The following is a 19,250-nucleotide window of genomic DNA, read 5'->3' on the forward strand; positions in this document are numbered from 1 at the left end:
TATGCCGACGATATGCGCCGGCTCCTAGCATCGGGGTCATGCGTGTGTTGGTGGTCGAGGACGAGCCCTACATGGCCGAGGCCATCCGCGACGGTCTGCGGCTGGAGGCCATCGCGGCCGACATCGCCGGTGACGGCGACACCGCGCTGGAGCTGTTGAGCGTCAACGCCTACGACATCGCGGTGCTCGATCGCGACATTCCCGGCCCTCCGGAGACGAGGTCGCGCAGAGCATCGTCACCTCCGGCAGCGGCATGCCGATCCTGATGCTCACCGCGGCCGACCGGCTCGACGACAAGGCATCCGGCTTCGAGCTCGGCGCCGACGACTACCTGACCAAGCCGTTCGCGCTGCGCGAGCTGGTGCTGCGGCTGCGGGCGCTGGACCGTCGCCGCGCGCACAGCCGGCCACCGGTACGGGAGATCGCCGGGTTGCGGCTCGATCCGTTCCGCCGGGAGGTGTACCGGGACGGTCGCTACATCGCGCTGACCCGGAAGCAGTTCGCGGTGCTGGAGGTTCTCGTCGCCGCCGACGGCGGCGTGATCAGCGCCGAGGAGTTGCTGGAGCGCGCCTGGGACGAGAACGCCGATCCGTTCACCAACGCGGTCCGCATCACCGTTTCGGCGCTGCGCAAGCGGCTCGGCGAGCCGTGGGTGATCGCCACCGTGCCCGGCGTCGGGTACCGCATCGACCCGGGCTCCGGTACCGGGCGGGAGGGGGCGGACCGTGGATAGGCCGCCCGGGCTGAGCGTCCGGTTCAAACTGACGCTCAGCTACGCCGGGTTCCTGATGGTCGCCAGCGCGCTGCTGCTCGCGGTCGTGGCGCTCTTCCTGCTGCGCTACGTTCCCGACCGCGCGATCATCACCCCCGGCCCGCTGATTCCCAACCGCTCGGACCTGCTTCGCGCGTTCGTCCCGAAGGCGATCTGGATGCTGGCGTTCCTGCTGGTGTTCGGCCTGGTCGGCGGGTGGATCCTGGCCGGGCGGATGCTCGCCCCGCTGACTCGCATCACCAACGCGACCCGCAAGGTCGCCGCCGGGTCGCTCTCGCACCGGATCGAGCTGGAGGGCCGCCAGGACGAGTTCCGGGAACTCGCCGACAGCTTCGACGCGATGCTCGCCCGCATCGAGGCGCAGGTCGCCGAGCAGCAGCGGTTCGCGGCCAACGCCTCGCACGAGCTGCGCACGCCGCTCGCGATCACGCAGACACTGCTCGACGTGGCGCGCAACGATCCGGACCACGACACGGCGGAGCTGGTCGATCGGCTGCACTACGTCAACGGCCGGGCCATCGACCTCACCGAGGCGCTGCTGCTGCTCAGCCGGGCGGACCGGCGGTCGTTCACCCGGGAACGAGTGGACCTATCGCTGCTCGTCGAGGAGGCGGCGGAGACGCTGCTGCCGCTGGCCGAGAAGCGTGGCGTGACCATCGAGACCTCCGGCGAGGTCAGCCCGACCGTCGGCTCCTATCCGCTGTTGCTGCAGCTGACCACGAACCTGCTGCACAACGCGATCGTGCACAACCTCGCGGAACACGGCACGGTCCGGACCAACACCGCGGCGTTCGCCGGGGTCGTCGTGCTGACGGTCGACAACACCGGTGAGCAGCTGAGTCCGCAGCTGGTCGCGACGCTCACCGAGCCGTTCCAGCGGGGCAGCCAGCGCGTTCGCCGCGACCACAGCGGGGTCGGTCTCGGTCTGGCCATCGTCAAGAGCATCACCCGGGCACACGACGGCACGCTCGCGCTCGTCCCGCTGGCCTCCGGCGGGCTGCGGGTCACGGTGCAGCTGCCGGCCGCGCCACCGGGTCCGCCCGGCATCCCGGGGCCGGCCGGCGGCCAGCAGCCCGAACCTAGGTGACGGCCGCCCGCCGTCGGGCGATCGTGGCGAGGACGTGCCGGGCCAGTACCAGGTCCGCGTCGGGAGCGCCGGCCGCCGACGCCGCCGCGGACATCGACGCGATCCGTCCCGGGTCGGTGAGCACCGGCAGCAGCCTCTTCTCGATCCAGGCCGGGTCGAGGTCGGCGTTGTCGACCAGCAGCGCGCCGCCGGCGGCGACCACCGGCTCGGCGTTGTGCCGCTGCTCGCCGCCGCGCAGCGGCAGCGGAACGTACGCCGCGGGCAGGCCGACGGCCGCCAGCTCGGCACAGGTCATCGCGCCGGAACGGCAGATCACGAAGTCGGCCGCGGCGTAGGCGTACCGCATCTCGTCCACGTAGCGGAGCACCACGTACGGCGGGTCCCCGGCCGGCGCCTCGACCTCGTGCTGCGGTCCGGTGATGTGCAGTACCTGCACCCCGGCCGCGCGCAGTGCCGGCGCGGCGGCGGACACTGCGACGTTGATCGCCCGGGCGCCCTGCGAGCCGCCGGTGGCCAGCAGTACCGGGCCGTCGGGTCGCAGCCCGAAGCGCTCCCGGGCCGCGGCACGCAGCGCGGGACGGTCCAGCCCGGTGATCGCCGGCCGCAGCGGGATGCCGATCGCGGTGGCGTGCGCCAGGCGTACCGCCGGGGTGGCGGTGAACACGTGGGTGGTCAACCGGGCGGCGAGCCGGTTGGCGACGCCGGCCTGGGCGTTCGCCTCGTGCACCACGATCGGCAGGTTCCGCCGGTGGGCGGCCAGGTAGGCCGGCGCGGCCACGTAGCCGCCGAAGCCCACCAGCGCCTCGGCCCGCACCCGGTCCAGCACCGCCCCGGCCGCCCGTACCGAGTCGCGCAGCCGGCCGGGGGTCTGCAGCAGCGCCAGGTTCAGGCTGCGCGGCAACGGAACCGGCGGGATCAGTTCCAGCGGATAGCCGCGGGCCGGAACGAGGGTGGTGTCCAGCCCGCGAACGGTACCGAGGGCGGTGATCTGGGCGGTGTGATCCAACCGACGCAGCGCGTCGGCGAGGTTCATCGCGGGCTCGATGTGGCCGGCCGAGTGTCCGCCGGCGACCACCACGCGCGGCCCGGTCACGCCGGTACCCCGGAGCGGACCCGCGGCGCCACGTCCCGGATCTCGCGGGTGGCGACGATGGGGAAGTCGAAGTAGGTGTCCGGGTAGGGTTCGTCGACCAGCGTGTAGTGCCACCACTCGCGCTGGTAGCAGCGGAATCCGCTGGCGTGCATCAGGTCGTGCAGCTGCGCGCGGTGCCGCGCCGCGGCCGGCGCGACCCCCGGCGCCCGATGGTGCGAGATCGGATCCATCAGGTCGTGGCCGCCGCCCATCGCGACCAGTTCCCCGGTCGCGAGGTGGTACAGGGTCAGATCGACGGTGCTGCCCCGGCTGTGCCCGGATCTGCTGGCCACGTACCCCTGCTCGATCATCGCGGCGCGGTCGATGTTCGGGTGGTGCCGCGGTTTGGTCCGGCCGTCCTCCGGCTGGGTGGACCAGCGCAGGAAGCAGTCCACCGCGCGCTGCGGGCGGTAGGCGTCCCACAGCAGCAGACCGAACCCGAGGGCCTCGGCCCGCCGCCGCGCGTCGTCCAGCGCGGCGCACAGCGCCGTGGTACCGACGATGCGGTTCGCCGCGTAGCCGTCCACCGGCTTGCCGGTGAAGTTGTCCCAGGTGGCGTACTTGGCGTCGCAACGGATCCCGGGCACCAGCTCGTCCACGAACGCGAAGTCGGCGTTCACCGCCGGCCTCCGGCCAGCGCCAGCGCCGCGATCCGGTCGATCACCTCGGTCAGCGGCAGCCCGGCGGCGGCCATCATCCGCGGGTACCGGCTGTACGAGGTGGTGCCGGGGAAGGTGTTGACCTCGTTGAGGACCACGGTGCCGTCGTCGGTGAGGAACATGTCCACCCGGGCGAGCCCGCGGCAACCCAGCGCGCGGTAGATCGCCTTGGCGGTCTGCCGGACGAGCATCCGGGTCTGCGGCGAGATGTTCGCCGGCACCGTCACCGTGGAGTTCTCCGACCCGGTCTCCGGCGCGTTCTCCTGGTGGATCTTGAAGAAGCCGTGCGACAGCGTGATCTGGTCCACCTCGCCGGCCACCAGGTCGGTGTCGTTGCCCAGGATGGCGCACCCGACCTCGGTGCCGGCGACCGCCTGCTCGACCAGCACCTTCGAGTCGAACTCCCGGGCCGCCGCCACCGCGCCCGGCAACTCCGCCGCGCTGCGTGCCTTGCCGACACCGAAGGAGGAACCGGACCGGGCCGGCTTGACGAACACGGGATAGTCGAACTGTTCGGGATCGATCGTCTCGCCCGCCTGGAAGGTCCAGAAGTCCGGGGTGGCGATCCCCGCGCTGCGCACCACCAGGTAGGCCAGCGACTTGTCCATGCACAGCGCGGAACTCTGGATGTCACAGCCCACGTAGGGCATGCCGGACAGCTCCAGCAGGCCCTGCATCGCGCCGTCCTCGCCGAGCTTGCCGTGCAGTACGGGGAAGACCAGGTCCAGCTCGATCGTCTCGTACTTGCCCTCGTCGAAGACGAGCAGCCCGCGCACCCCGCGGTCCGGGGACAGCACGGCCGGGCGGCAGTTGCCGGCCTCCCAGTCGGCCGCGGGGCCGTCGCACAGCTTCCAGGCGCCGCTGCGGGTGATGCCGATGTAGAACGGCTCGTACTTCTCCAGGTCGAGGTTCTTCGCCACTTCCCGAGCGGACTTGACGGAGATGGGGTGCTCTTCGGAGCAGCCGCCGAAGACGATGCCGACCTTCAACCTAGCCATGGTGGTATCTGCTTTCGAATCGGAGACAGTTGGCGATGGAGTTCTGCACCGTGTCGCGCAGTGCGTGGTCGGTGTAGTAGGCGGTGTGCGGGCTGACGATGACGTTCGGCAGCTGGTGCAGCCGGGCCAGCGTCGTACCGGCCAGCGGCGTGTCGCGGCAGTCGGCGTAGAAGATGCCTTCCTCGCCCTCCACCACGTCCAGCGCCGCGCCGCCCAGCTCGCCGGCTTCCAGCGCGGCGACCAGGGCGTCGGTGTCGACGAGCGGGCCGCGTCCGGTGTTGACGACGATCGCGCCGGGCGGTAGCTGCCCGATCCGGCGACGGTCGAGCAGGTGGTGGGTGCCCGCGTTGAGCGGGGTGTGCAGGGTGACGATGTCGCTGTGCGCCAGCAACTCGTCGAGCGGCACGTGTCCGGCCGCGGGCCCGGGGTGCGCGTCGTGAGCCAGGACCCGGCAGCCGAAGCCGGCGAGTCGGTCGATCACCGCGGCGCCGATGCGGCCGGTGCCGACGACGCCGACGGTCAGGTCGCGCAGCTCGCGTCCGCGTACCTCGTGCAGCCGGAAGTCCCGGTGCTCGGCCCGGACGATGACCGATCGGGCATTCCGCAGCGCCATCAACATCAGCATCAGCGTGTAGTCGGCCACGCTGTCGGGTGAGTAGGCGACGTTCTCCACCTGGATGCCCAGCGTTGCGGCGTAGTCGACGTCGATGTGGTCGAACCCGACGCTGCGGGTGGACACGTACCGCACGTCGGCCCGGCTCAGCGCGCGCAGCGTGGCGTGCGTGATCGGGGTCTTGTGGCCGACGCTGACGCAGCGGTGGCCGGCCGCCAGCGCGGCGTTGTCCGCCGACGGTGGGGCGTGGGTGATCGTCGGCAGCACGCCGAGGCGCGGCGCCAGCGCCCGGAACAGCGTCTCCTCGTCCGGGCCGCAGCCGTACACGGTGATTCCGGTGGCTGGTGCCGTCGATGCGGACGCGGATGCCGGCGGTCGGGCGGGGCGGGCCACAACGCGTGCTGGCTGCCGGTAGCTCATGGCGCTCAGTCAAGGCGACGGCGCGTTGCCGGCACGTATCGGAATTCCGATACGGCGACGATATGTTACCTGCGGGTAATAGCCGGCGCCGGTCGGCTCGTCCGGGGCGGCCTCGCCTCGGACGAGGAAGCCGGCCTCGCCGTCGTCCTCGGGGATCGGCGGCGGGTGCACCGCCGGTCCGGCGCGATCACCAGGGGTTTCTATAGACTATAGGTAAATCTCTAATGGTGATAGGCTGGTCGCATGCCACGCGCCGCCCTGACCGTCGCCAGCATCGTCGACACCGCGGGGGCGCTCGCCGACGAGGTGGGCTTCGAGGCCGTCTCGCTGTCGGAGGTGGCCCGCCGGCTCGGAGTGCGGGCTCCCAGCCTCTACGCCCACGTGCGCGACCTCGCCGCGCTCCGCGACGGCATCACCGAGGCCGCGCTGCGCGAGCTCGGCAGCCGGATCGCCCTCGCGACCGCGGGCCGATCCGGGCGCACCGCGCTGCGCGGGTTGATGCAGGCGCACCGCGGGTTCGCCAGCGAGGCACCCGGTCGCTGGCAGTCGCTCCAGCGGCGCGCGGACCAGGCGGTGGCCGCGTCGGAGGCGGCGCGATCGGTGGTGGCACTGACCGGCGCCGTGCTGCGCGGCTACGCCCTGCCCGAGTCGGAGCACGTGCACGCGATCCGGTTGCTGGGCGGCGCCATCGCCGGCTACCTGGCGCTGGAACGCGCGGGCAGCTTCGCGTACCGCGACCCCGAACCCGACGTGTCCTGGGAGCGCGCCGTCGACGCCCTCGATGCACTGCTGCGCCACTGGCCGGCAGCGCCGCCCCAGGAAGGTCCCCGACAGGAGAAGTCATGATCGTCACCCCCATCTCACCCGCCCTGCTCCGCGGCTTCGAAGATCTCGAAAGAACGCCTCGCGGAGTGCTGCCACATCGTCTTCCCGGCTGGGTGCGCGCGGGGCTCGCCGACCCGCAGTTGCTGTTCGCCGAGGCCCAGCCCGCGGGGGTGCGCGTCGTCGGGGTGACCGCGGCGCGCCGGCTGGAGCTGGTGACGCACCCCACCCACACCACGTACCGGGGGATCGCACGCCCGCGCGGAAGTGTCGATCTGGTGATCGACGGCCGGCTCGTCGCAAGCGACACGCTGACCGGTGGCGATGCGGTCGAGATCGACCTGTCCACGGGTGCCAGCCACCGCGTTCCGGGACCACCGCACGTCTCGGCCTTCGACGGATTGCCGGCGGGGGAGAAGCGCGTCGAGCTGTGGCTGCCGCACAACGAGTCGGTACAGCTCCTCGACCTCCGCGGCGACGCACCGGTCGCCCCCGCCGAGTCGCCGGGCCCGGTCTGGGTCCATCACGGCAGTTCGATCAGCCAGGGCTCGAACGCCACGACCCCGGCGCGAACCTGGCCGTCCATCGCCGCCCGGCAGGCGGGCGTCGAGCTGCGCAACCTGGGCTTCGGCGGCAGTGCACTCGTCGACCCGTTCCTGGCCCGCGTCATCCGCGACACCGCGGCCGATTTCATCAGCCTCAAGCTCGGCATCAACGTGGTGAACTCGGATGCGATGCGCCGGCGGGCATTCGTGCCCGCCGTGCACGGCTTCCTCGACACGATCCGCGACGGGCACCCGGCGACGCCGCTGCTGCTCGTCTCGCCGGTCTTCTGCGGCATCCACGAGGACACGCCAGGGCCGGGAATGATCGAGCCGGACAGCCTGCGGACCGGTCGGCTGCGCTTCGCGGCGAGCGGGTCGCCCGGCGACCGGGCGCTCGGCCGGCTGACGCTCACCGTCATCCGCGACGCGCTCGCCGAGATCGTCGAAAGCCGGCACGACCCGGCACTCCACTACCTCGACGGCCGGACGCTGTACGGGGCCGCCGACGCCGACGAGCTTCCGCTGCCCGATGCCCTGCATCCGGACACCGCGAGCCACGAACGGATCGCCCGGCGCTTCGCCGGGTACGCGTTCGCCGGCGACGGCCCCTTCGCCGGCGCGCGGCCACCGGCGCGTTCGTGACCGAACGACGGTAGCTGCCGCGGCCCACCGCCCGTGCCACGGGCCGGACCGGTTCGCTGCCGACTCCCGGTTGTGGCGGACCGGGCCGTCCCGGATCGATACGCTCGACGGTGGCCCAACCGAGTGGAGGAGCGTGCGATGACAGACCCAGCCAGTGCGGCGGACCGGCGGTCCCGGGTGCTTGCCGACGGCAACGAGATCCCGCTACTGGGCTTGGGGGTGTGGCAGATCCCGGACGGGCGCGAGTGCGAGGACGCGGTGCGGTGGGCGCTGGCCGCCGGATACCGGCACATCGACACCGCGCAGGCCTACCGCAACGAGCGCAGCGTCGGGCGGGCGCTGCGCGACAGCGGGGTGCCGCGTGACGAGGTCTTCCTCACCACGAAGTTCTTTCCCGGCCACCGTGACCCGGAGCAGGAGGTGCAGCGCAGCCTGGAGCGGCTCGGCGTCGACTTCGTCGACCTGTACATCATCCACTGGCCGCAGGGCGGGCCGACCTGGGCGTGGGACGGCATGCAGCGGGCACACGAGCGCGGTTACGCGCGCTCGATCGGGGTGTCCAACTTCGACGTGGCCGAGCTGTCGTCGCTGTTCGAGGTGGCCGAGGTGCCGCCGGTGGTCGACCAGGTGCAGTTCAGCCCGTTCGAGTTCCGGCGCGGGCTGCTGTCGGCCTGCGAGCAGCGCGACGTGGCGATCGAGGCGTACAGCCCGCTGGGCACCGGCCGGCACCTGGGCGACCGGCGGGTGGCCGGGATCGCCGATCGGCTGGGCCGCACCCCGGCCCAGGTGCTGATCCGGTGGGCGCTGCAACGCGGGCTGGTCGTGCTGCCGAAGTCCACCCACCGGGAGCGCATCGAGAGCAACGCCCAGGTCTTCGACTTCGCCCTCACCGACGAGGACATGGCCGCGCTGGACGGCCTGGACCGCACCGGCGGTACCGACCGGGCACAGGAGAACGCCTGGTGGTGACCGCGGCCGGGCTCACCCGGTGACGCGCAGCGCGGCCGGCACCGCCCACCACTGTTCGGGCCGGTCCACGACCGGGGCGTCGAGCCCGTCGTCGAGCACCCGGGCGAGCCGGAACAGGTACGCCGCGATGCCGGCGGCGCCCTGCATCCACGACGTGCCGGGTGGCAGCAGCGGCTGCTCGATCCGGTGCTCGACGAACCGCCACCGGGCGCCGGTCCTGTCCCGGACCGCGCGGTCGAGCAGCGCGTCGCCCATCGTGCGGGCCGGTGCCAGCAGCTGCCCGTCGCCGGTGTCCTGGGCCGTGTCGAGCAGCATGTCGCCGACGCCGGCGGTACCGCAGCAGCGGCCGTCGTTGTCCCAGAAACCGGGCCGCAGCCGGCGCGGCAGGCCGGAGTCGAGCACCGCGCGCACGCAGCGCCGGCGCAGCTCGGGCACCGGGTGACCGCCGACGTCCGGTACCCCGGCGTGCCCGAGCGCGGCGAACAGGTAGCTCAGCCCGGTCGGCCCGTGGCACCAGCCGTAGGTGACCGGCTCGACGTCGCGGCTGGAGTACGGCAGGGTGTGCGGGACGACGAAACCGCCGTCGGCGAGCGACCCGACGGCGAGCAGGTGGCGCGCACCGCGCACCGCGGCGGCGACGAAGTCGTCCCGGCCCAGCGCCGTGCCCGCCACCGCCAGCGCGCTCGCCACCCCGGCGGTGCCGTGCGCGAAGTTCGGTGTGCTGGCGGGGTAGCCGGGATGCAGCCGCCAGTCGAGCCCGTCGCCGGTCTCCTCGGCCGCCCGCAGCAGCGCGGCACCGCCGGTCGCCGTGAGCGCGCCGGCGTCCGGGCCGCCGGCCCACGCGGCGGCCAGCACCACCCCGGCGGTACCCATGATCAGGTCCGTGACCGGGGCGCTGGTCTCCAGCTCGAAGGTAGTGGGCCAGCCGTCCGGCGTGCTCAGCTCGACCAACCGGTGCAGCGCGACGCGCTCGGCACCCGGGGCGAGCTGGCGCAGCGCGAGGACGTGGCCGGCGAGGCCGTCGGCCCAGGACGGTTCGGTACGCTCCGGCGCGGTCGCGGTGAGCCGGCGCACGATGCCGTCGGCCAGTTCGCGCTCGGCGCCGGTGAGCGGCCGGGACCGGGCGATCTCGGCCAGCACCGGCGCCAGGCCGGCGACCCCGCCGTACGTTCCGTCCCGGTCGGTGGCCGGCGCCGGCTCCGGTGCGTCGCCGGTGGGCACGGTCTCCGGCAGCCACGGCCCGTCGTCGTCGCGCAGCTGCGCCAGCACCCACGACCAGGCCGCCTCGCCGGTTTCCCGGTACTCCGTCGCCGCACGCACCCGCCCAGGGTACGGCGCGGGGTCAGCCGGCCGGCGGCACCGGGACGGCGCCGACCGTGAACGGCGCCGCCGCGCTGCCGTCGTGCTGCCCGGCGAACTGGGAGTGCACCAGCAGCAGCCGGTCGCCCAGGTGCGCGACGGTGGTCGGGGTGTCGGTCAGACGCTGCGGCCAGCGGCCGGCGATCGCCGCCGACCGCCGGTCCGGCGCCGGGCGCAGCGCGGTCAGCACGTACTCCGCACCGCCGTCGGGCAGATCGATGTTGTCGCAGGCGTAGACCAGGTCGCCGACCACGACCATCCCGTCGCCGTTGACCGGCACCCCGCCGACGTCGACCGGTTCGACCGTCCCGGTCGCGACCTCCACCCGCCACAGCCGGCCGGTACCCTGCGCCGCGACCAGCAGCGTGGCGCCCGCATCGAGCGCCACGATCCCGTTGAGATAGGGCAACTCGCCCGGATCCGGCACCGTCAGCCACTCTTCGGGCGCGCCCACCGCGGCACCCAGCGGTACCCGCCACAGCACCGGCCGGGCCGAATCGGTCAGGTACGCGTACCCGCCGGCGACGCACACGTCGTTGAGCAGGGTCGGATCCGGCACCCGGTGGCGGGCGACCAGCGCGCCGCTGCCCGTGTCGTAACCGAACAGCCGTCCGGTCTGGCCGCCGCACACCAGCAGCCGGCCGGCCGGATCGACCGCCATCCCGGCCGCCTGGGTGCGCCCGTCGGCGCCGGCGGGCTGCCACACCTCGGTCTCGGCCCGGTCGAGGTGGCCGCGGAAGATCGTGCCCTGGGCGTAGCTGGAGACGTAGAAGGTGACGCCGTCGGGGCCCTCGGTGATCCCCTCCGGGAACACGCCGTCGCCGGGCAGCAGGTACTCGTTCAGCACGCCGTCACGGTACCGGTTGGTACGGGCCGCGGGGCCGGCATGCGCTGCCGGGTTCGTCGCCGGTGGGTGCACATCGACGGCTCGTCCCGATCCGGCGTCGGCAGCGTCCGTCACACTCGCCGCCGCGCCGCCGCCGGGCTGTCTATGCTCCTGGCGTGATCCGGATCGAGTTGGACGAGCCGACACTGTCCCGCACCCGGATCGCGCTGAGCCCGCTGTGGGAGACCGTGTGCAGCCTGCACCTGGTGCACCGCACCGGTGGCCGGCCGCCCTACCCGTACCAGGACTGGGCCCGCCGGGCGGTCGAGGCGGTGGCGGCCACCGGGATCGGGTGGTACCCGGCGGCCACCGACGGCAACTCGCCGGACTTCCTGTCGCCCATCCCGGCCGGGCCGGCGCCGACGATCGCCGACGAGCTGACCGCGCTGTGCGACACCGATCCGGCCGTCGTCGCCGCGCAGCTCGACCGGCACCATCCGGGCGGTTCGCCCGCGGCCCTGGCACCGTTCCGGACGGAGCCGCGGGCGGCGCTGCGCCGGCTCGCCGACCAGCTGCTCGCCTACCACGAGCGGGCGATCGAACCGTACTGGCCGGCGCTGCGGGCGGTGCTCGACGAGGAACTGCTGCACCGTGCCCGCGCGCTCGCCACCGACGGCGCGGACGCGCTGCTCGCCGACCTGCACGACCGGGTCCGCTGGCAGCGTCCGGTGCTGACCCTGGTGAAGCAGGTGGACTACCGGGAACGGGTGGTCGACAAGCAACTGCTGCTGATCCCGCTGGTGTTCTCCCGTGGCGGGCTGATGTGCTCCACCGACCACCCGCGCGTCACCGCGGTCTCCTACCAGGCGCGCGGTGCCGCGGTGCTGGCCGGCGAGCCGGTACCGCCGGCGCCCGCCGACCGGCTGGCGCTGCTGGTGGGCCGGGGGCGCGCGACGCTGCTGCGCGAGCTCGTCGCCCCGACCAGTACCGGGATGCTGGCACGCCGGCTCGGGCTGGCCCCCAGCACCGTGTCGGAGCATCTCGGCACCCTGGTCGCCGCCGGCGTGGTCGCCCGCCGCCGGCACGGCCGTACCGTGCTCTACCAGGCCACCGAGACCGGTACCGCGCTGCTGACGCTGCTGGCCGAGGCCGCCGCCGGCACGGTCGCCTGACCGGCCGGTCGGGCCCGCGCCGTCGGCGCCTCCGGGTCGGTCGATTCGGGCGCTGCCGAATCGTTGGCGCCGGCCGGCGGCGGCTTCCTACCGTGCCCGGCATGGCAGGTGAACTGGCGATCGAGGCGGTGCGGCTGCACCGCACGTACCGGACCCGGACCGGCTGGCTGCGCCCCCGGCGCGGCACCGTCGAGGCGGTCCGCGGGGTGGACTTCGCGGTAGCGCGCGGCGAGCTGTTCGGGCTGCTCGGCCCGAACGGCGCCGGCAAGACGACGACCATCAAGATGCTCAACACGCTGCTCGCCCCGACGTCCGGTACGGCCCGGGTGATGGGGCTGGACGTGGTGCGTGACACCCGCGCGGTGCGGCGCCGGATCGGGTACGTGTTCGGCGGCGACCGCGGCCTCTACGAGCGGCTCTCGGCGCTGGACAACCTGCGCTACTTCGCCGAGCTGTACGGCGTGCCGGCGCGCGAGCAGCGGGCCCGGATCGGTGCCCTGCTGGAACGGGTCGACCTGACCGGCCGCGAACACGAACGGGTCGAGGGGTACTCGCGGGGCATGCGGCAGCGGCTGCACATCGCCCGCGGGCTGCTGCCCGAACCGGACGTGCTGTTCCTGGACGAACCGTCGATCGGGGTGGACCCGGTGGCGGCCCGCGAGCTGCGGGCGATGATCGCCGAACTGTCCGCTTCCGGCACCACGGTGCTGCTGACCACGCACTACATGGCCGAGGCGGAGGAGCTGTGCGACCGGATCGCGGTGATCGCCGCCGGCCGGCTCGCCGCGATCGGTACCGCCGACGAGCTCAAGCACGCGGCGGCCGGGCGGCGGGTGCTGTCGGTCGAGGCGTACGGGGTCACCGACGCGCATCTGGCGCGCCTCGACGCGCTGGCCGGGGTGCGCGACGCGACGGTCGAGGTGGCCGGCCAGCAGCAGACGCTGCACATCCAGACCGACGCGCACGTCGACGTGCAGCCCGCCGTGCTGCGGGAGCTGGCCGAGGTACGGCTCGGCCGGGTGGAGACGCGCGCACCGACGCTGGAGGACGCGTACGTGGCGATCGTCAACTCGGCGCGGACCGGGGCCGCGGCGTGAACCCGGTACGGATGCTGCTGCTGGGCACCCTGTTGCAGGTCAAGCAGCAGAGCCGGTCACCGCTGGAGATCACCATCTCGCTGCTGGTACCGCTGGTGCAGGCAACGCTCGCGGTCTACCTGTTCCGGGCCGGCACGAACCCGCCGGCGCTGCTGCTGGCCGCGGTCGGCGCCGGGATGATGGGCGTCTGGTCCTCGGTGCTGTTCGGCTCCGGCGCCGCGATCCAGAACCAGCGGTTCCAGGGCACCCTGGAGATCCTGATGATCACGCCGATGCGGCCGGTGTTCAAGATCCTCCCGATCACGCTGGCGACCGGCCTGGTCGGGCTGTACTCGGTGCTCGCGACGCTGCTGTGGGGTGTGCTGCTGCTCGGGGTGCCGCCGTCGTTCGCCGCGCCGCTGTGGTTCGTGCTGGCCGCGCCGGTGTGCGTGCTGGCGCTGGGCGCGTTCGGGCTGCTGCTGGCGAGCACGTTCGTGTTGCTGCGCAACGCGAACGCGATCGTCAACCCGCTCGGCTACCCGGTCTGGCTGCTGTCCGGGATGCTGGTGCCGGTGACCGCGTTGCCCGGGTGGACCGGACCGATCGCCGCCGCGCTGCCGACCACCTGGGGCGCCCGCGCCCTGCGGGCGGCGGTGACCGGCGGCCCGGTGTGGCCGGCGCTCGCGGTGTGCGTCGGCGAGGCGCTGATCGCGCTGGCCCTCGGCACTCTCGCACTGCACTTCGTCGAACGGCGCGCCCGGGTCACCGCGACCCTCGCGTTGACCTGAGCGCGGCCGGCCGGACCGGCGGCTCCGCCGGTACCCAGCAGTCCATTGTGGACCCCGTGTAGCCGCCCCCGAGACGGTGCCCGCCTTCGTTTGCGGATCCGGCGTCACGCCCGCCGGGACCGTGCCCACCTTCGTACCCGAACCTCGGACCCCCGTCCATCCACAATGGATCCGGGTTGGCCGGATCGGTTGTCACAGTGAGGAACCATGCGCACTCTCAGACTGCTCACGGTGGGCGGCGCGATCGCCTACCGGGCCCTGTTCAACTGGACCACGCCGGCCATGTTCGTCGGGACCCTGCTCGTTTCCCCGATCTTCCAGCTGCTGTTCTTCGTCTACCTCGGCCGCACCCTGCACGTCGGTGACGATCTGGGCTACCTGGTCGGCAACGCCGTGCTGAGTGCCGCGCTGGCCTGCGTGTACGGCGGCACCATGGCGGTGGCGAACGAACGCCGGTACGGCACCCTCGGTCCGCTGCTGCTGTCCCCGCTGCGCCGCGCCGCGGTCTTCGGTGGCCGCGCCCTGCCGTACGCGGTGAACGGCGTGCTGGTGTCGGCGTTCACGTTGATCGTCGGTGCGTTGCTGCTGCGGGTACCGATCGGCGTCCGGGCGCTGCCCGGGCTGGCGCTGGCGATCACCGCCGGGTCGTTGTGCTGCGCGTTCTTCGGTCTCACGCTCGGCTCCATCGGGTTGCGCTTCCGCGACGTGTGGCTGGTGTCCAACGTCGCCGACGCGGTGTTGCTGCTGGTCAGCGGCGTCAACGTGGCACCGGCGGCGTTACCGCCGGTGCTGCGGGTGGCCGGCGCGCTGCTGCCGCTGCGGCACGCGGCGACCGCCGCCCGCGAGGCCGCCGGGGGCGCGCGGCTGTCCGCGCTGGTCGCGCCGCTCGGCGCCGAGCTGGGTCTGGCGGTCGGCTACGCCCTGCTCGCGATCGTGCTGCTGGCCGCCTTCGAGCGCGGCAGCCGCCGCCACGCGACGCTCGACCTGCTCTGATCCGTACTGGTGGCAGCTCCCGTCGCGCGCCGTTTCGGTGCGTCGGCGGCCTTGCCGGCGGGCTGTACAAGCGTTTAGCATCATGAACATGAGTTCAGTCGCCGACGAGGGAGATCTCACCGCCAAGGCCACCATCCGCAACGCGGCGCTGCGCCTGTTCGCCGAGCGGGGGCACGATGCCGTCACCATGCGCGAGATCGCGGCCGCCGCCGGCGTCTCACCCGCGCTGGTGGTGCACCACTTCGGCAGCAAGGACGGGCTGCGGGCGGCGGTGGACGAGTACGCCGGGCACGCCTTCGACACGCTGTTCGCGATGGACGAGCAGGACCTGACGGCTGCGGTGACCTCGGACAACTGGGTCTCGGTCGCCGAGATGTTCGCGCGCGCCTTCCCGCACGGCTCCCCGCTGCCCGCCTACCTGCGCCGGCTGCTGCTCGTCAACGACCCGGCCGGTGCCGCGCTTTTCGGTCGCTGGGTCGCGCTGACCCGCCGGATGCTCGAGTCGCTGACCGCGATCGGCGCCGTCCAGCCGGCCGAAGACCCGGCGACGCTCGCGGCGTTCTTGCTGGTCAACGACCTCTCGCTGGTGCTGCTGCGCAACCAGATCGCCGCCGCGATCGGAGTCGACCCGCTCACCCCGGAGGGCATCGCCCGCTGGACCCGGGCGGTCACCGCCGTCTACACGAAGGGCGTGTTCGTGACCGCGCCCGGGGAGGAACCCTCGTGAAACGCTCGGCCACCGCCGTCATCGAGATACGGGACCTGACCAAGTCGTTCGGCAAGGTTCGCGCCCTCGACGGGCTGGACCTCACCGTACGGCCGGGCGAGGTGCACGGCTTCCTCGGGCCCAACGGGGCAGGCAAGTCCACCACCATTCGCATCCTGCTCGGGCTGAGCCGGGCCACGAGCGGGCAGGTGGAACTGTTCGGCGCCGACCCCTGGCGACACGCCGCCCGGCTGCACGAGCGGCTGGCCTACGTCGCCGGTGACGTCGCGCTGTGGCCCGGCCTGACCGGCGGCCAGTGCATCGACGTGATCGGTGCCACCCACGGCCGGGTCGACCAGCAGCGCCGGCGCCAGCTGATCGAGCGCTTCGATCTCGACCCGACGAAACGAATCCGGGACTACTCCAAGGGAAACCGGCAGAAGGTCGCGCTCGTCGCGGCCTTCGCCGCGGCGGCCGACCTGCTCGTGCTCGACGAACCGACGTCCGGGCTCGATCCGTTGATGGAACAGGCCTTCCAGCAGTGCGTGCGCGAACGCCGGGACGACGGGGTGACGGTGCTGCTGTCCAGCCATCTGCTCGCCGAGGTCGAGGCGCTGGCCGACCGGGTGAGCATCATCCGCCACGGCCGCACCGTCACGACCGGCAGCCTCGCCGAGCTGCGCCGGCACACCCGGACCGCGGTGCATGCCGTCACCGCCCGCGAACCCGACGGGTTGGCCCGCGCGGCAGGAGTGGCCGACTGGGCCTGCGAACCGCTGGACGGCAAGCTCGACATCAGGTTCACCATCGACGCCGAGCACCTCGACGCGGTGATCGGCGGCCTGCACGCCGCGCGGATCCACACCCTGACCGTCACCCCGCCGAGCCTGGATGCGCTGTTCCTGCACAGCTACGGGGAGGCGCTCGACGCCCGGGAGAGCGGCGATGCTGCTGCCGGGGCGGCGCGATGAGCGCCGGACCGGCCGGCGGCCTTCCCGCCATGGTCGGCATCGTCTGGCGCACCCGGCGGCGCGGGATCGTGGTCTGGGTGCTCGCCCTCGCCGCGAGCATGATCGGGACGGCCGCCTCCATCGCCGGCCTCTACGACACCCCCGCGAAGATCCACAGCTACGCCGCGGCGGTCACCTCCGGCAGCGCGCTGGCCGCGATCAACGGCCACGTCGAGGGCATCGACAGCCTGGGCGGGGTGATCCAGGACGAGTTCGGTTTCCTGGCCTCGTTCCTGCTTCCGCTGCTGGGTATCGCGCTGGTCGCCGGCTCGACCCGGCGGGAGGAGGAGTCGGGCCGGCTCGAGACGCTCCTCGGCGGCCGGATCGCCCGGCACCAGCCCGTGTTGGCGGCGCTCACCGTCGCCAGCGCGGCGGTACTGGCCACCTCGGCACTGTTCGCCGCCGGCCTGGCGGTCGCCGGGGTCCCGGTGCAGGCGGCGATCCTCTACAGCGCGGCGCTCGGCGCGTTGGCCTTCACATTCGCCGGGATCGCGGCCCTGCTCGCGCAGCTCGTCCACCATGCCCGCGGCGTCTACACCTGGAGCCTGATCGTGCTGGCCGCCGGGTACGTGCTGCGCGGCATCGGCGACACCACGAAGAGCTGGTCGAGCTGGCTGTCTCCGCTGGGCTGGGTCGAGAAGACGGCGCCGTTCGCCCGCCAGCGGTGGTGGGTGCTCGCGATCCCGGTGGCCGTCGGGCTCGCCTCGGCCGGTGCGGCCGTGTGGCTGGCGACCCGACGGGACCTGGGCAGCGCCCTGCTGCGTGGCGGTGCGGGCCCGGCGCGGGCGACCCGGTGGGGGCGCGGGCCGATCGGCCTCGCGGTGCGGATCCACGGCCCGGCGACCGCGGGCTGGCTGGCCGGCGGGGTGCTGCTCACCGCGATGATGGGAGCGCTGGCCCGGCAGCTTCTCGACGCGATGGCCGGCAACCCGGCGCTCGCCACCGCAATGGGCATCCACGGCGGTCGACCGCTGGACGGCTTCGCCGCGGTGACCCAGCTGTACCTGGCGGTCATCGGCACCGGTTACGTCATCCAGGCGATCGGCACCCTGCGTGCCGAGGAGTCCCAGGGCCGGCTGGAGACCCGGCTCGCCGGCACCCTGTCCCGGGGCCGCTGGCTGGCCGGGCACGCGGCCGTCGTCGCCGCCGGACTGGTACTCGTCGTCGTCGGTTCCTCGGTGGTGCTCGGGCTGGCGACGGCGCAGTCGGTGGGGAACACCGCCGAGTTCGGCGCGATCATCACGGCCGGCCTGGCCTATCTGCCGGCGGAGCTGGTGCTCGGCGGTCTCGCGCTGGCACTGTTCGGCTGGTGGCCGCGCGGCTTCGGCCTCGCCTGGGCGGGGTACGCGGTGGCGACGTTCATCGCCTTCCTCGGCCCCGGCCTGAAACTCGCGCAGTGGGTCCTCGACCTCGCTCCCAGCACGCACGTCGGGAACCCACCGCTGGGTACGGTCGACCCCGCCGATCTCGCCGCGCTGGCCGTCGTCGCCATCGTGCTGACCGTGGCCGGGTTCGTCACCTTCCGCCGCCGGGACGTGCCCCGGTCCTGAGCGGACCGGCAGCGGGGACCGTCGGCGCAGGCCCGGGACGCGGGCTTCGCACCGCCCGGCGCGCCGGGTTCCGCAACAGGACCCGGCACACCGGGCTTCGCAGCACGGCCCGGCGCGCCGGGCGCGGCGGTGGCCGGTCAGCCGTGCAGCCGCTGGCGGAGGTACTGGTGCCAGGTCCGCTCGAAGCTGGCGGCGAGGGCCGAGGACGGGGCGAAGACGTCCCAGGCGTGGTACGCGTGGGCGTAGAGGTGCAGGTCGACCGGGACACCGGCGGCGACCAGCCGCTGCGCGAAGTCGACGTTCTCGTCCCGGAAGACGTCGTACTGGGCTGCCGCGATGAAGGTGTCCGGCAGCCCGGCGAGGTCGGTGGCCCGGCCCGGCGCGCAGTACGGGTGCACGTCGTCGGCGCCGACCCGGTCACCCAGCACGGCCGCCCAGGCGTACCGGGTCTCCCGGCGGTCGCAGATGCCGAGATCGACGATCTCCTGGCTGGACCGGGTCCGGTGCCGGTCGTCGAGCATCGGGTAGTTGAGCGACAGCAGCCGGGGCCGGCGGTCCCCGCGGTCCCGGACCATCAGCGCGGTCGCGGCGGCCGGGGCGCCCCCGCCGCTGGCGCCGGCGAGTCCGATGCGATCCGGGTCGATCCCGTTGCTCGCCGCGGTTTCCGCGAGGTGGGTGTAGGCGAGGTAGCCGTCCTCGGCGGCGCCGGGGGCGGGGGTTTCGGGTGCGAGCCGGTAGTCGACCGCGGCAAGCACGATGTCGAGTTCGCGGGCGATGGCAGCACCGTAGGCGAAACCGGCGCGGTCGTGGGCACTGCCCATGACCTGACCGCCGGCGTGGAAGTAGACCAGCGCCGGGCGGGCGTGATCGGGCCCGTCAGGGTGAAACATCACCACGTCGAGGGTCGTTCCGTCCCCGCGCGCAACAGCGAGCGTCTCGATGCGGACGCGGGGATCCGGCTCGGGTACGGGCAGCTGCCGGCTCGCCGCGTCCATCCGGGCACGGAACGCCGGGATGTCGGAGAAATCCAGCAGGGAACCGTTGGGGCCCTTCGGGATGGCGGCGAGCGCCGCCGCGAGTTCGGGATCGATGTCGTAGTTCACGGGTCGAC

General features: G+C 73.3%; 18 protein-coding genes and 1 pseudogene. 12 read left to right on the top strand and 7 right to left on the bottom strand.

Features of this window, described 5'->3' with window-relative positions; genetic code table 11:
* The first annotated feature begins 38 nt into the window (after window positions 1-38).
* Together Athai_RS07745 and Athai_RS07750 are read left to right on the top strand one after the other, a co-directional pair.
* Window positions 39-733 (top strand): annotated as a pseudogene (locus Athai_RS07745) (response regulator transcription factor).
* Entirely contained in the window at window positions 726-1,859 is a 1,134-nt protein-coding gene (locus Athai_RS07750) for a sensor histidine kinase (RefSeq protein WP_203960852.1), read from the top strand. The pseudogene Athai_RS07745 and the gene Athai_RS07750 overlap by 8 nt, the downstream one beginning before the upstream one ends.
* Here Athai_RS07750 and Athai_RS07755 read toward each other — a convergent pair.
* The 4 genes from Athai_RS07755 to Athai_RS07770 are packed head-to-tail and all read right to left on the bottom strand — an operon-like array spanning window position 1,852 to window position 5,654.
* Window positions 1,852-2,952 (bottom strand): UDP-N-acetylglucosamine--N-acetylmuramyl-(pentapeptide) pyrophosphoryl-undecaprenol N-acetylglucosamine transferase, encoded by a 1,101-nt coding sequence (locus tag Athai_RS07755; RefSeq protein WP_275422367.1) that lies wholly within the window; start codon window positions 2,950-2,952, stop codon window positions 1,852-1,854. The two genes, Athai_RS07750 and Athai_RS07755, sit on opposite strands and share 8 nt — an antisense overlap.
* Window positions 2,949-3,611: a D-Ala-D-Ala dipeptidase VanX gene (gene vanX, locus Athai_RS07760; protein ID WP_203960853.1), complete on the bottom strand. Its 663-nt coding sequence runs from the start codon at window positions 3,609-3,611 to the stop codon at window positions 2,949-2,951. Before vanX ends, Athai_RS07755 begins: the two co-directional genes overlap by 4 nt.
* Complete coding sequence (gene vanA / locus Athai_RS07765; protein WP_203960854.1) at window positions 3,608-4,648, bottom strand: D-alanine--(R)-lactate ligase; 1,041 nt, start codon at window positions 4,646-4,648, stop codon at window positions 3,608-3,610. Before vanA ends, vanX begins: the two co-directional genes overlap by 4 nt.
* The gene (locus tag Athai_RS07770; protein WP_239157364.1) at window positions 4,641-5,654 is read right to left on the bottom strand and encodes a D-isomer specific 2-hydroxyacid dehydrogenase family protein; all 1,014 of its coding nucleotides are present in this window, start codon (window positions 5,652-5,654) and stop codon (window positions 4,641-4,643) included. Before Athai_RS07770 ends, vanA begins: the two co-directional genes overlap by 8 nt.
* A gap of 270 nt (window positions 5,655-5,924) precedes the next feature.
* Between Athai_RS07770 and Athai_RS07775 the strand changes: the two genes are divergently transcribed.
* From Athai_RS07775 to Athai_RS07785, 3 genes are all read left to right on the top strand, one after another.
* On the top strand, window positions 5,925-6,527 hold the full coding sequence (locus Athai_RS07775) for a TetR/AcrR family transcriptional regulator (protein ID WP_203960856.1): 603 nt from the start codon (window positions 5,925-5,927) through the stop codon (window positions 6,525-6,527).
* A complete protein-coding gene (locus Athai_RS07780) occupies window positions 6,524-7,690 on the top strand; it encodes an SGNH/GDSL hydrolase family protein (RefSeq protein WP_203960857.1) in 1,167 nt (388 codons plus the stop codon). Before Athai_RS07775 ends, Athai_RS07780 begins: the two co-directional genes overlap by 4 nt.
* A gap of 138 nt (window positions 7,691-7,828) precedes the next feature.
* On the top strand, window positions 7,829-8,659 hold the full coding sequence (locus Athai_RS07785; RefSeq protein WP_203960858.1) for an aldo/keto reductase: 831 nt from the start codon (window positions 7,829-7,831) through the stop codon (window positions 8,657-8,659).
* A gap of 12 nt (window positions 8,660-8,671) precedes the next feature.
* Here Athai_RS07785 and Athai_RS07790 read toward each other — a convergent pair whose 3' ends face one another.
* Entirely contained in the window at window positions 8,672-9,979 is a 1,308-nt protein-coding gene (locus tag Athai_RS07790; RefSeq protein WP_203960859.1) for a lanthionine synthetase LanC family protein, read from the bottom strand.
* Between the two features lie 22 nt (window positions 9,980-10,001).
* Window positions 10,002-10,865 carry an SMP-30/gluconolactonase/LRE family protein gene (locus Athai_RS07795; RefSeq protein WP_203960860.1) on the bottom strand — a complete coding sequence of 288 codons (864 nt, stop codon included), beginning with the start codon at window positions 10,863-10,865 and terminating at the stop codon, window positions 10,002-10,004.
* A 155-nt stretch (window positions 10,866-11,020) separates the two neighbouring features.
* Here Athai_RS07795 and Athai_RS07800 point away from each other — a divergent pair, with 155 nt between their 5' ends.
* From Athai_RS07800 to Athai_RS07830, 7 genes are all read left to right on the top strand, one after another.
* A complete protein-coding gene (locus tag Athai_RS07800; protein WP_203960861.1) occupies window positions 11,021-12,016 on the top strand; it encodes a winged helix-turn-helix domain-containing protein in 996 nt (331 codons plus the stop codon).
* A gap of 101 nt (window positions 12,017-12,117) precedes the next feature.
* On the top strand, window positions 12,118-13,113 hold the full coding sequence (locus Athai_RS07805) for an ABC transporter ATP-binding protein (protein ID WP_203960862.1): 996 nt from the start codon (window positions 12,118-12,120) through the stop codon (window positions 13,111-13,113).
* Window positions 13,110-13,880, top strand: coding sequence for an ABC transporter permease (locus Athai_RS07810; RefSeq protein WP_239156791.1), 771 nt, complete (start codon window positions 13,110-13,112; stop codon window positions 13,878-13,880). The genes Athai_RS07805 and Athai_RS07810 overlap by 4 nt, the downstream gene beginning before the upstream one ends.
* 207 nt (window positions 13,881-14,087) lie before the next feature.
* Window positions 14,088-14,873, top strand: a complete 786-nt coding sequence (locus Athai_RS07815) for an ABC transporter permease (RefSeq protein ID WP_203960863.1) — start codon at window positions 14,088-14,090, stop codon at window positions 14,871-14,873.
* Window positions 14,874-14,961: 88 nt separating this feature from the next.
* Window positions 14,962-15,600 (top strand): TetR/AcrR family transcriptional regulator, encoded by a 639-nt coding sequence (locus tag Athai_RS07820; RefSeq protein WP_203960864.1) that lies wholly within the window; start codon window positions 14,962-14,964, stop codon window positions 15,598-15,600.
* Window positions 15,597-16,550, top strand: a complete 954-nt coding sequence (locus Athai_RS07825; protein ID WP_203960865.1) for an ABC transporter ATP-binding protein — start codon at window positions 15,597-15,599, stop codon at window positions 16,548-16,550. Before Athai_RS07820 ends, Athai_RS07825 begins: the two co-directional genes overlap by 4 nt.
* Window positions 16,547-18,139, top strand: a complete 1,593-nt coding sequence (locus Athai_RS07830) for an ABC transporter permease (RefSeq protein WP_203960866.1) — start codon at window positions 16,547-16,549, stop codon at window positions 18,137-18,139. The genes Athai_RS07825 and Athai_RS07830 overlap by 4 nt, the downstream gene beginning before the upstream one ends.
* A gap of 137 nt (window positions 18,140-18,276) precedes the next feature.
* Here the strand turns inward: Athai_RS07830 and Athai_RS07835 are convergent, their stop codons facing one another.
* Window positions 18,277-19,242: an alpha/beta hydrolase fold domain-containing protein gene (locus tag Athai_RS07835; RefSeq protein WP_203960867.1), complete on the bottom strand. Its 966-nt coding sequence runs from the start codon at window positions 19,240-19,242 to the stop codon at window positions 18,277-18,279.
* Between the last annotated feature and the right edge of the window lie 8 nt (window positions 19,243-19,250).

This window comes from Actinocatenispora thailandica (assembly GCF_016865425.1).
In the GTDB taxonomy this organism is placed as follows: domain Bacteria; phylum Actinomycetota; class Actinomycetes; order Mycobacteriales; family Micromonosporaceae; genus Actinocatenispora; species Actinocatenispora thailandica.

Bases quoted from the DNA above. Each gene is read 5' to 3' on its own strand.
- Athai_RS07780 (WP_203960857.1), top strand. From the start codon at position 6,524: ATGATCGTCACCCCCATCTCACCCGCCCTGCTCCGCGGCTTCGAAGAT.
- Athai_RS07820 (WP_203960864.1), top strand. From the start codon at position 14,962: ATGAGTTCAGTCGCCGACGAGGGAGATCTCACCGCCAAGGCCACCATC.
- Athai_RS07815 (WP_203960863.1), top strand. From the start codon at position 14,088: ATGCGCACTCTCAGACTGCTCACGGTGGGCGGCGCGATCGCCTACCGG.
- vanA (WP_203960854.1), bottom strand. From the start codon at position 4,648: ATGGCTAGGTTGAAGGTCGGCATCGTCTTCGGCGGCTGCTCCGAAGAG.
- Athai_RS07830 (WP_203960866.1), top strand. From the start codon at position 16,547: ATGAGCGCCGGACCGGCCGGCGGCCTTCCCGCCATGGTCGGCATCGTC.
- Athai_RS07775 (WP_203960856.1), top strand. From the start codon at position 5,925: ATGCCACGCGCCGCCCTGACCGTCGCCAGCATCGTCGACACCGCGGGG.
- Athai_RS07805 (WP_203960862.1), top strand. From the start codon at position 12,118: ATGGCAGGTGAACTGGCGATCGAGGCGGTGCGGCTGCACCGCACGTAC.
- Athai_RS07785 (WP_203960858.1), top strand. From the start codon at position 7,829: ATGACAGACCCAGCCAGTGCGGCGGACCGGCGGTCCCGGGTGCTTGCC.